This is a genomic window from Streptomyces sp. NBC_00988 (assembly GCF_045162645.1).
Lineage (GTDB): Bacteria > Actinomycetota > Actinomycetes > Streptomycetales > Streptomycetaceae > Streptomyces.
This window is the reverse complement of record NZ_CP108730.1, coordinates 8,740,529-8,752,469: the sequence shown is the minus strand read 5'-3', so window position 1 is coordinate 8,752,469 and position 11,941 is coordinate 8,740,529. Positions and strand designations below refer to the sequence as shown.

Sequence of the window (11,941 nt, the reverse complement as noted above, 5' to 3'; positions counted from 1 at the left end):
CAGGCCCCGGTGGCGGTCGGTCGTCGATCCGGTGCCGGTCGTCGATCCTGTGTTGGCCCGGATCGCCCGGGCCGACACTGCCGCCCGGATCACTCCGCTTCGGCTTCCTCCTGCTCCGCCTTCGCGTCGATCTCCTTCGCCTTCGCGTCGATCGCGGACAGCGACCTCCGGGCCTGGTTGCGGTCCGTGGTGTACCAGAAGTCGGGCAGTGACGCCTTGAGATAGCTGCCGTAGCGGGCGGTTGCGAGCCGCTGATCGAGGACGGCGACCACGCCTCGGTCCCCCGACGCGCGGACGAGACGGCCGGCTCCCTGGGCCATGAGGAGCGCCGCGTGTGTGGCGGCCACCGCCATGAAGCCGTTGCCCCCGGCGTCCTCAACTGCCTTCTGGCGGGCGCTCATCAGCGGGTCGTCCGGGCGCGGGAACGGGATCTTGTCCATGACGACGAGCTGACAGCTGGCTCCGGGGACGTCGACGCCCTGCCAGAGCGACAGCGTGCCGAAAAGACAGGTCTTCGGGTCGGCCGCGAAGTTCTTGATCAGCTCGCCGAGCGTCTCCTCGCCCTGGAGCAGGATCGGGTACTCGGGGATGCGGGAGCGCAGCTCCTCGGCGGCGAGTTGGGCGCCCCGCATCGAGGAGAAGAGGCCCAGGGTGCGACCGCCGGCCGCCTGGATCAACTCCGTCAACTCGTCCAGCATGTCGGCGCGATCGCCGTCCCGCGCGGGGCGCGCGAGGTGTTTGGCGACGTACAGGATGCCCTGCTTCGGGTAGTCGAAGGGCGAGCCCACGTCGACGCCCTTCCACTGCGGCAGCTCTTCGCCCGCGGTGCCCTCGGGGGCGAGGCCCAGGGAGGCGCCTACGCCGTTGAAGTCGCCGCCGAGCTTCAGCGTCGCGGAGGTCAGGGTCACCGAGCGGTCCGTGAAGAGCTTCTCCCTCAGGAGGCCCGACACGGACATGGGGGCGACGCGCAGGGAGGCACCGAAGCGGTCGTGGCGTTCGTACCAGACGACGTCCCACTCGGAGCCGTTGGTGATGCGCTCCGACACGTCGTGTACGGCCTCTACGGAGGCCAGCGCCTGCTTGCGGACCGCGTCCTCGTCCTGCACGGACTTGTCGCGGGTGGCACCGATCGCGGAGATCACCGTACGGCAGGCGTCGCGCAGCGCCATGAGGGCGTAACCGAGGTCCTCCGGGATCTCCTCCAGGCGGCCCGGCAGGGCGAGCTCCATCAGCCGCTCGAAGCCCTCAGCGGCGGTCTGGAGCTGGTCGGCGGCCTTCTCGTTGACCAGCTTCGCGGCCCGGCGCACGGCGCGGTTGACCTGACCCGGGGTGAGCTCGCCGGTGGCAACTCCGGTGACCCGGGAGACCAGTTCATGCGCCTCGTCGACGATCAGCACTTCGTGCTGCGGGAGAACGGGGGCGCCTTCGATGGCGTCGATCGCGAGCAGTGCGTGGTTCGTGACGACGACGTCGGCGAGCTTGGCCCGCTCGCGGGCCGCCTCTGCGAAACACTCCGCTCCGTAAGCGCACTTCTGGGCGCCCAGGCACTCACGGGAGGACACCGAGATCTGCGCCCACGCGCGGTCGGAGACTCCGGGTGTGAGGTCGTCCCGATCGCCGGTCTCGGTCTCGTCCGTCCAGTCGCGCAGCCGCAGCAGGTCCTGGCCCAGCTTGCTGGTGGGAGCAGCCGCCTCGAACTGGTCGAAGAGACCCTCCTCCTCGTCCTGCGGCATGCCCTCGTGGAGCCGGTGCAGACACAGGTAGTTCGACCGACCCTTGAGCATCGCGTACTGGGGGCGGCGACGCAGCAGCGGATGCAGCGCGTCGACCGTGCGCGGCAGGTCGCGCTCCACGAGCTGGCGCTGGAGCGCGAGGGTGGCGGTCGCTACGACCACACGCTCCCCGTGCGCGAGCGCGGGCACGAGGTAGCCGAGCGACTTTCCGGTGCCGGTGCCGGCCTGGACCAGCAGATGGGAGCCGTCGTCGATCGCCTCCGCGACGGCTTCGGCCATGGTCACCTGGCCGGGGCGCTCCGAACCGCCGACGGCAGTGACGGCAGCATGCAGGAGTTCAGGGAGTGAGGGCTTCGTCATAGCGCGACCAGCCTACGGGGCGGGACTGACAGCCGGGCGATCAAGGCGGAGGGAGGGGGTGGATCTAGACCGTGGGGCGTTTGGGTGGGGGTGGGTTTTGTTCGGATGGGGATCGGGTCGGTTCGGGTCGGGGCAGGTGGAGATCGATTCGGGGCGGAGGGGGTTGGTTCGGGGGCGGACCGTGTGCGGGTTGGGGCTGGTTCGGTTCGAGGTGGGCTCGGGTTGTTGGGGGTCGGATCGGTTCGGGGGCTGGGGTTGGTTCGGGGGAGGCTGGGGTTAGTTCGGGGAGCTGGGATTGGTTCGGCAGGGTGGGGTCGGATTGTTCGGGGGCCGGTCGGTTCGGGGTGGGTTCGGGCGGTGAGTGCGGTCGGTGGGGTCGGGCCGTCGAGGCGTGGGGGTCGGAATCCGATTCGAGGGAGTGGGAACCCGATCCGGCCGAGCGGTGTACCAAAAGTGATGGCGCTGCCACGTGGCGCTACAACAGATCACGCAAGGAACGGTCTCGGACCATGAGGGCGGCCCGCTTGCCAGGCAGGTCGACCTCGGCGGAGAACCGGAAACCGGCGCCCAGAAAAGCGGCTACGGAAGAGGTGTTGCGAATGTCGGGTTCCGCGACGATGCGGGCGCAGGCGGACCGCTTGTCCAGTACGAGGTCGGCGACGGCCCGGAGGAGGGTGCCGCCTCGTCCTCGTCCTCGGTCGGTGGCGTTGCCGATAAGGAGGTGGATGCCGGTGTCGTGCGGTCGGGCCGGGTAATGGCGTGCCAATGGGTCGAGGTCCGCCCGGTAGATCTCCCAATAGCTCATCGGGGTGCCGTCCAGCACGCCGAGACAAAGAACGCTGCGTCCGTCACCGGTGAGTTGGGCGCGCAGGTGGTCCTCGGTCAGCGCCTGAGGGCCGGCCAGTTCCCAGAACTCCGCGACAGCGGGGTCGTTCATCCAGCGAGTGATCAGCGGAAGGTCGCGTTCGATGTGGACGGGGAGGAGGTGGAAGGTACCCGCGGGGGTGTGGGTCGGGCCCCAGTCGGCGACGCGGTCGAGGAGGTCGTCGCCGGGAGGGGCATAGGAGTTGGGCGAGAAGCCAGAGGTAGGTCGGTCGTCTACGTCGGCAGGAACAGCGGTGTTGGGCTGGACGGCGGGGTTGGGCAGGGCCGTGCCTTCCGTGCCCTCCGACGGGTTCCGTAGCCCGATGGCGTGGGCTACCGCGCCGTGGGCTGCCGGGTCAGCTGTCTCTACCTCGGCGCAGAGCGCGATGAATTCCTCGGGCAGGCGGAGGTCGAGGGTGTCCTCGCCGTCCGTGCCTGAACTCTGGCTCGCAGTCGTGCTGATGCCTAGGTCTGTGCCGGGGACAGTCGCAGTGTCGGCGCGCGCATCTGTGGGAGGCACGGTGGCGCTCCTCTCAGGAGATGGGGTGGGTCATGTTCCTCAGGGGCGAAGGGAGTTGGCGGGGGTCGGCGGTTGATTGGTAGTGGTCGGGATTGAAGGGGGTGGGTGCCGCTCGAAGTCGGAAGAAGCTGGTGGCATTCGAAACGGGTGACGGTGACGGTGACGGTGACGGTGACGGTGACGGTGACGGTGACGGTGACGGTCAGGAACGAAGGGGATTCGCGATGGTGACGTAGACGGACTGGGTGTCGACCGGGCCGACGAGTTCGTCGAGGCCGTGCAGCCGGGTCAGCAGGTTGGCCTTGCAGCGCAGGACGGGTGAGTCGAGCAGGCGGGCCGGCAGGGAGGTGCGCAGCCGGGCGGGACCGGAGGCCACGTCGCCGAGGAAGCGGCGGAAGGCGGAGAGCAACAGCCGCTCGTCGGCGAGACGTTGCGAACCGAACGCTCCGATGAGACCGAGCACGTTGTTGATCGCGAGGTAGTACGCGAAGCGTTCGTCGGTGACCTCGTCGGAGACGAAGGTGTCGCTGTGTTCGCCGATGCCGGGCAGCCGGGCGTCAAGCTCCGCGCGCCGGGACGCACGGAAGTAGTAGCCCTGGTTGTCGCGGTAACGGCCACCCACGGGCCAACCTTCGCCGTCCAGGAGAAGCAGGGTGTTCTGCTGGTGCGCCTCCAGGGCGATCCCCGCCTCGCTGTCCAGCCACAGCACGGGACGGACGACCTGCTCCAGGTAGCGCAGGAACCACTCGGCGGCGACTGCTCCACGCGACCGGCCGGTTCGGGCGGCGAGGCCCGTGACGACCTCGGCCAGACGGGACCGCAAAAGCGGTGCGCCAAACGTGGAGTGGCTGGTGTGGCTGGTGTGGCTGGTGTGCGAGGTTGTCACCGGTCCGCCAACGGTGGTGCTCCGCCCGGCGTACGGCCGGAGTGCGACGAGCCCGGCGATGCAGGACACATCGTCGGACGCGCTGAACGGGTTGTGCCGGATCACCACGTCGATTCCGGCCAAGGGCACACGGGCATCCCGCTCGCCATGGCCGGCTCGATCAGCACCGCACTCGTCTGCGCCACGCTCCTTCGAGTCGGCGCCGCACTCGTCCAACGCGTCGACGGCCAGCCAGGCCGGATCGCGGACGATGTCGAAGCCAGGGTGGGCGGCATGCCATTGCTGGGACAGGCCGGTGCGCAGCAGGCGGTGTACCTCGACGCCGCGGTGGAGTTCCTTACGGAGGTTCTCACGGCGGGAGTTGGTGATGCGGAGACCCAGGGACAGCTTGAGCATGGCGGGGGCGCCGGATTGGTGGACGGTTCGTACGGAGGAGGTGGGGTGCCACGGGGCGCCATGGGTGCCGAGGTCCTGGATCAGGCCGGCGTCGAGCAAGGCCGCGATATCGGCTCGGTGTTGGATCTCGCGCCACTGCCACGGGTGAAGGGGAAGAGCGGCATGGCCCTCGGGCAACGGCAGTTCAGAGCTGGCGAGTCGGGCCGTGAGGTGGGCGGCGGGGACAGGTCGGCCGCGTTCGGTCCAGGCCGAGTCGGTGGCGAGCACGGAAGGGGCGACAGCCAGCCAGTGCAGCGGGAAGGCGCCACGCAACTCCGGTGAGTACAGGCGGGCTTCGGTCTCGGAGAGGCCCTCGCGGCTCTTCGGGGTCGGGTGCAACGGGTGCCCGAGCAGGAGTGCCTGTTCGGCGGAGAGGAAGAGATCGGGACCGTCGGCCGGGTGCGCACGGCGGTCGGTGATGAAGGTGACGGTACGGCGGACGGAGTCGGCTACACGGGCCACCAGGTCGGTCACGGTTTCGGGTGCAGTTGTGGATGGTGTTGCGGATGGCGTGCCGGATGCTCTTGTAGCTGCCGCTGTCGCCGCCTCGTCAGCAACCGAGGTGGCGCCGGGAAGTACCGATGCGTCGGCGCCCCCGGCACCACGGCCGAGCCCCTGCGACCCCGCTCCCGCAGAGGTAACGGAGGCCGTGTCAGCACCAGCTACCGAGGCGCTGTCGCACACCACCGTCTCCCTGGCGAGCAACGCCGCGACCGTCACAGCGTCGGCGGGTGGCGCGCCGTGGGGAGCGTAGGACAGGTACGGAAGGCCGAAGCGGTGCCAGCCCGTCGGGGACCAGTAGTGGACCTGGGCGTGCAGGGCCGTGCCGCTGGCGGGGAGGGGAATGTGGAGGGTGCCGTTGGTGGGGGCGGGGAGGTTCGTTTCGCGTACCCAGCAGCGCAGGAGGTTCTCGACGGCTGCGGCCTGGGCGGCGATGTGGGGGTCGGGGTGCTCCAGGAGGTCGGCGGTTGCGCCGCGCGGCTGACCCACTTCTGGGCTTCGGGGCTGCTGCCGGGGAACGGACTCGGCCGACGCCGACGGCAGGGTCTGCGTGTGTCGAGGGCTCGCCGTGTGGGAGTGGCCGTCAGAGGTGGGCGTGGAGTTCAAGACTGTTCCTCGGGAGGTGTTTCTGAGTGGGAATCGCGTGGGGTCAAGTCCCCGTGTTCTGGCGAGCGTTGATCTTGGGCGCTCTGCAACTGGTGCTGCAGATCAGCGGAGTTGGTGTCCGATGGCGCTCCGCCCTCCGGAGCAGTCACCTCGACGCACCGGCGGCGACCGGTCGGCGTACCGGCGCAGGCCAGTCGATGTACCGATGCAGTTCCGCAGGACGCTCTCGTACCGCCCGCCCACCGACCGACGACTCAAGGCCACTCTCCCGCCCCACCGCAGACACACCGCCAAACCGGCCCACACAAGCGAAGGGCACCGCGCGTCGACAGCAGGCCCCCTCGCTACCAACCCCGGACCGCCCACGGAGTTACGGGTCGCCCCAAGATCCTTGCCGTGACGGAACCGTTGCCGTCCCGTGGGAAGTCCCCCACAGCGAGCGCATAGTGTGTGGTGCCGTTCCGGCTGAGAACACAGCTGGAAGCGCAACATCCGTTCACCCAGGGGGAGTCAAGACCATGCGATCGATACGGCCGTCCTTCACTACCCGTCGGGGGAGGGGCGCGCGTCGCGGAACCTCCCCCGTGCTGGCCGCAGTTGCCCTCGCTTCGGCGCTCGCGCTCACCGCGACCGCGTGCGGTTCCAGTGACACGAAGGCCGATGGCAAGTCCACCGCGTCCGCCACCAGTAGTGACACCGGTGACGGCAAGATCAAGATCCCGGACGACATCAGGGACAAGCTCAAAGAGCACGGGATCGACATCGACAAGTGGAAGGACGGCGCCTGGAAGAACTGGAACAAGGACGACTGGCTGCGCGAGGCCGACGACTACATCAACCCGATCATCAAGGGGCTGTGGAGTTCCGGCCGGATGCGGGACGCCAACGACCCGGACACGGGCGTCGACACCAACGACATCTCCGGTGACCAGGGCGTGACCGACCCGACGCCCGCGGTGGTGAACGCGAAGGCCGTGTCGCCCACGTACCACGCCAACGCGGCGACAGCGGGCAAGGTGTTCTTCGACTCCCCCGAGGGCACGATAGTCTGCTCGGCGACGGTCGTGGAGGACCCGGCGCACCTGGGCAAGTCCAACCTGGTGTGGACGGCGGGCCATTGCGTGCACGCCGGCAAGAAGGGCGGCTGGTACCGCAACATCGCGTTCGTGCCGTCGTACAACAACGCGGGTATGAAGACCGGGCAGTTGAAGACGGCGAGCCGGGATCAGGTCGCTCCGTACGGTGTCTGGTGGGGTGACTGGGCGCAGACCTCGCAGCAGTGGATCGACCAGGGCGGAGAGACGGGCGGGCAGGGTTCGTCGTACGACTACGCCGTGATCCATGTGACGCCCGAGAAGGGCAATGGGGGCAAGTCCCTTGAGGAGACGGTCGGTTCGGCGCTGCCGGTGAACTTCAGCGCGCCGGCCGTGCCGAAGGTGTCCAGCATCACGGCGACCGGCTACCCCGAGGCGAAGCCGTACGACGGTTCGACGCTGTATCAGTGCACGGACAAGCCGGGGCGGCTTTCGATCAACGCCTCGGACCCGACGATGTACCGCATCGGCTGCAGCATGACCGGCGGTTCGTCCGGTGGCGGCTGGGTCGAGACGGGCTCCGACGGCAAGCCGTCGCTGGTGTCCAACACCTCGATCGGGCCGGTGACTTCGGGCTGGCTGGCGGGTCCGCGGCTGGGTGACGTGGCCAAGGGTGTGTACGACTCGGTCAGCAAGAAGTTCGCCGGCCAGTAGGCGCGGCGGCAGGCACAGTCGGGGGCCAGACGTCGGCGGGGTGTCTCACAGGAACCTCAGCGCCTCACCGGCGTTCGTCCCCAACTCCCCCGGCATAGTGGGGTGTCGCCGAACGACCGGCAGTGCACGGTCAGTAGTGCGCGATCAGAAGTAGTCAGCAGGAGAAGGTCAGCAGTTTCCACGGGGGTTATCGCACCATGCGTTCCACACGTACGCCCGCGTCGTCCCGGGGCGGGCGGCACACCGGCCTGGCCGCCGTCGGCCTCGTCGCGGCCCTGTCGCTCACCGCGACCGCCTGCAACGGCGACGACTCTGCGAGCGACAAGCCCGCCGCCACCGCCACTCAGGCCTCCGGCCAGGACAAGGTCCGGATTCCGTCGTCCGTCGCCGACAAGCTCAAGGAGCACGGCGTCGACGTGGACAAGTGGGCGGACGGCGGCTGGAAGAACTGGGACAAGGACAAGTGGCTCAGTGAGGCCAAGGACGGGTCTGCTGCACGATCGGGTGACATCTGAACTGGCTTGCCCTGTGGGGCGGGTGGGAAGGATGTCGCTGTGCCCAAGCCTTATCCGCAAGAGTTCCGCGAGGACGTCGTGCGGGTCGCGAGGAACCGCGGCCCGGGCGTGACGGTCGAGCAGGTGGCCGCCGACTTCGGAGTGCACGCGATGACGCTGTGGAAATGGATGCGCCGCGCGGACATCGACGACGGGACCAAGCCCGGAACGACCAGCCAGGACAACGCGGAACTACGGGAAGCGCGTCGGCGGATCAAGTTGCTGGAGCAGGAGAACGAGGTCCTGCGCCGGGCCGCGGCCTACCTGTCGCAGGCTCATCTGCCGGGAAAAGGGTCTACCCGCTCGTGAAAGAGCTGGCCACGGGCGGAATTCCCGTCACGGTCACGTGCAGGGTCCTGAAACTCGCCCGCCAGCCCTACTACCGCTGGCTCGAACGTCCCGTGACCGATGCCGAGTTCGAGCAAGCCTCACGCGCGAACGCGTTGTTCGACGCCCACCGCGAGGATCCGGAGTTCGGCTACCGGTTCCTGGCCGACGAAGCCCGCAGTGCGGGATCCGGCATGGCCGACCGGACCGCGTGGCGGATCTGCCGGGACAACAACTGGTGGAGCGTGTTCGGCAAGAAGCGCGGCACTACCAAGAAGGCCGGCCCGCCGGTGCACGACGACCTGGTCCGCCGTGACTTCACCGCGGATGGCCCGAACCGGTTGTGGCTCACCGACATCACCGAACACGCCACCGCCGAAGGCAAGTTGTATCTCTGCGCGATCAAGGACGTCTTCAGCAGGAGGATCGTCGGCTACTCGATCGACACGCGGATGAAGTCCCGCCTGGCCGTCACAGCCCTCAACAACGCCGTTGCCCGGCGTGGACACGTCGACGGGTGCATTCTGCACAGCGATCGCGGATCGCAGTTCCGCTCCCGGAAGTTCGTCCGGGCCCTCGACCACCACCGGATGGCCGGCTCGATAGGGAGGGTCGGCGCGGCAGGCGACAACGCGGCCATGGAGTCCTTCTTCAGCCTGCTGCAGAAGAACGTCCTCGACCGCCGATCGTGGGCCACCCGCGAGGAACTGCGCATCGCGATCGTGACCTGGATCGAGAGGACCTACCACCGGCGCCGCAGACAAGCCGCACTCGGCCGCCTGACCCCCATCGAATTCGAGACCGTCATGACCACACCGGCCCTCCAGGCCGCGTGACCGAACCTGTCACCCAAACCTGCACCAGACCCGACTTCGTGAACCCGGTGATCAAGGGGCTCTGGAAGCCCGAGCGGATGAAGTCCGCCGAGGAGGCCAACAAGACGGTCTCCACGAAGGACGCCGCCGCCGACCAGGGCGTCAGCGACCCGGAGCCGACGCCCGTCGAGGCCGCGGCCGAGAAGACGCCGTACCACCAGAACGCGGCCCCGGTCGGGAAGGTCTTCTTCGACTCCCCCGAGGGCTCGATGGTCTGCTCCGGCACGGTCGTCAAGGACGTCAACCACCCCGGCAAGTCCAACCTCGTGTGGACGGCGGGCCATTGCGTCCACGCGGGCAAGGGCGGCGGCTGGTACCGCAACATCGAGTTCGTGCCCTCGTACAACGACCTCGGCGAGTCCGCCTCCCAGCTGGGCAACGCCTCGGCGTCCGAGATCGCTCCCTACGGCCAGTGGTGGGCGGACTGGGCCTCGACCTCGAACCAGTGGATCCAGGGCGGCTCGGAGACGGGCGGCGCGGGAGCCGCGTACGACTACGCGATCCTTCATGTGAAGCCGCAGTCGGGTTCCAAGTCCCTTGAGGAGACGGTCGGCGCCGCGCTCGACGTCGACTTCTCGGCGCCCTCCGCGACCGAGGTCGGCTCGATGGGCGCCTGGGGCTACCCGGCCGCGCCGCCGTACAGCGGGCTGAAGATGTTCAAGTGCCTCGACCGGCCCGGCCGGTTGTCGCTGAGCACGGCCCTGCCGACGATGTACCGCATCGGCTGCACGATGACCGGCGGCTCGTCCGGTGGCGGCTGGTTCCGCGTGGTGGACGGCAGGACGGAGCTGGTCTCCAACACCTCGATCGGCCCGTCCGACAACACCTGGCTCGCGGGCCCCCAGCTCGGCGCCACCGCAGAGTCGCTCTACGAGAACATGAGCAGGACGTACGGCGGTCAGTGACCGGCACACACGCGTGCATGCCGAAGGCCCGCCCCCGGGAAGAGAAGTTGGGGGCGGGCCTTCGGACTTACCGTGCTACGACCCGTCAGGCCAGTGGTGCCGGGACGTACGGCGCAAGTTCCGCCGCCAGTTCCTCGTGCACCCGGGCCTTGAGCTGGGTGCCCTCCGGGGTGTGCTCCTCGGAGATCACCTCGCCCTCGGAGTGGGCGCGGGCGACCAGCTTGCCGCGGGTGTACGGCACGAGCGCCTCGATCTCGACCGAGGGGCGCGGCAGTTCGCTGTCGATGAGCGCGAGCAGCTCGGCGATGCCCTGGCCAGTGCGGGCCGAGACCGCGATGGAGCGCTTCTCGTTCCGCATCAGTCGCTGGAGCGTCAACGGGTCGGCCGCGTCCGCCTTGTTGATGATGACGATCTCGGGCACCTTGGTGGCGCCGACATCCCGGATCACCTCGCGTACGGCGGCCAGCTGCTCCTCCGGGACCGGGTGTGAGCCGTCCACCACGTGCAGGATCAGGTCGGCGTCGCCGACCTCCTCCATCGTGGAGCGGAAGGCCTCGACCAGGTGGTGCGGCAGGTGCCGGACGAATCCGACGGTGTCGACCAGCGTGTACAGCCGTCCGCCCGGGGTCTCGGCCCGGCGCACGGTCGGGTCGAGGGTCGCGAACAGCGAGTTCTCGACCAGCACACCCGCGCCGGTGAGGCGGTTGAGCAGGGACGACTTTCCGGCGTTGGTGTAACCAGCGATCGCGACCGAGGGCACCTTGTGGCGACGGCGCTCCTGGCGCTTGATGTCGCGGCCCGTCTTCATGTCCGCGATCTCCCGGCGCATCTTCGCCATCTTCTCGCGGATACGACGCCGGTCCGTCTCGATCTTGGTCTCACCGGGACCACGGGTGGCGAGGCCGCCGCCCGAGCCGCCGCCCATCTGACGGGACAGCGACTGACCCCAGCCGCGGAGCCTCGGCAGCATGTACTGCATCTGCGCGAGCGCGACCTGCGCCTTGCCCTCCCGGGACTTGGCGTGCTGGGCGAAGATGTCGAGGATCAGGGCCGTACGGTCGATGACCTTGACCTTGACGACGTCTTCGAGGTGGATCAGCTGGCCCGGGCTGAGCTCACCGTCGCAGATGACGGTGTCGGCGCCGGTCTCCAGGACGATGTCCCGCAGTTCGTTGGCCTTGCCCGAACCGATGTAGGTGGCCGCGTCCGGCTTGTCGCGGCGCTGGACGACACCGTCGAGGACGAGCGCGCCCGCGGTCTCCGCGAGGGCGGCCAGCTCGGCGAGCGAGTTGTCCGCGTCCTGGACCGTGCCCGTGGTCCAGACGCCGACGAGTACGACGCGCTCCAGGCGGAGCTGTCGGTACTCGACCTCGGTGACGTCCTCAAGCTCGGTGGAGAGGCCGGCGACGCGGCGCAGGGCCGCGCGCTCGGAGCGGTCGAACTGGTCGCCGTCCCGCTCTCCGTCGATCTCGTGACTCCAGGCGACGTCCTCTTCCATCAGGGCATCGGCCCGAAGACCTTCGGGGTAGGCGTGCGCGAAGCGCTCAGTGTCCTGGGAAGGGGAAGAAGAGGAGGTCATTGGGTCCTTACGTCGATGGGAGTCCTGCAAAGGTCATAACGTGCGAGC

The 11,941-nt window shown here is 68.8% G+C and carries 7 protein-coding genes and 1 pseudogene; 4 read left to right on the top strand and 4 right to left on the bottom strand.

Going from position 1 to position 11,941, the window contains the following annotated elements; translation table 11 throughout:
- Window positions 1-89: 89 nt before the first annotated feature.
- The 3 genes from OG496_RS40175 to OG496_RS40165 form a co-directional block, all read right to left on the bottom strand.
- A complete protein-coding gene (locus tag OG496_RS40175; protein WP_405974339.1) occupies window positions 90-2,093 on the bottom strand; it encodes an ATP-dependent DNA helicase in 2,004 nt (667 codons plus the stop codon).
- Between the two features lie 475 nt (window positions 2,094-2,568).
- Window positions 2,569-3,477, bottom strand: a complete 909-nt coding sequence (locus tag OG496_RS40170) for a GNAT family N-acetyltransferase (protein ID WP_405974338.1) — start codon at window positions 3,475-3,477, stop codon at window positions 2,569-2,571.
- A gap of 202 nt (window positions 3,478-3,679) precedes the next feature.
- Window positions 3,680-5,905, bottom strand: coding sequence for an IucA/IucC family protein (locus OG496_RS40165; protein ID WP_405974337.1), 2,226 nt, complete (start codon window positions 5,903-5,905; stop codon window positions 3,680-3,682).
- A gap of 518 nt (window positions 5,906-6,423) precedes the next feature.
- Here OG496_RS40165 and OG496_RS40160 point away from each other — a divergent pair.
- From OG496_RS40160 to OG496_RS40145, 4 genes and pseudogenes are all read left to right on the top strand, one after another.
- Window positions 6,424-7,653, top strand: a complete 1,230-nt coding sequence (locus OG496_RS40160) for a trypsin-like serine peptidase (RefSeq protein ID WP_405974336.1) — start codon at window positions 6,424-6,426, stop codon at window positions 7,651-7,653.
- 197 nt (window positions 7,654-7,850) lie between these two features.
- Entirely contained in the window at window positions 7,851-8,168 is a 318-nt protein-coding gene (locus tag OG496_RS40155; protein ID WP_405974335.1) for a hypothetical protein, read from the top strand.
- A gap of 39 nt (window positions 8,169-8,207) precedes the next feature.
- A protein-coding gene (locus tag OG496_RS40150) for an IS3 family transposase (protein ID WP_405974334.1) occupies window positions 8,208-9,370 on the top strand; the annotation gives its coding sequence in 2 pieces (ribosomal slippage) (window positions 8,208-8,492 and window positions 8,495-9,370; 1,161 coding nt in all).
- A 32-nt stretch (window positions 9,371-9,402) separates the two neighbouring features.
- Window positions 9,403-10,314, top strand: a pseudogene (locus tag OG496_RS40145) (trypsin-like serine peptidase); the annotation flags it as partial.
- Window positions 10,315-10,399: 85 nt separating this feature from the next.
- On the opposite strand, the gene hflX reads toward OG496_RS40145, so the two are convergent.
- Window positions 10,400-11,893 (bottom strand): GTPase HflX, encoded by a 1,494-nt coding sequence (hflX, locus tag OG496_RS40140; RefSeq protein ID WP_405974333.1) that lies wholly within the window; start codon window positions 11,891-11,893, stop codon window positions 10,400-10,402.
- Window positions 11,894-11,941 lie beyond the last annotated feature (48 nt).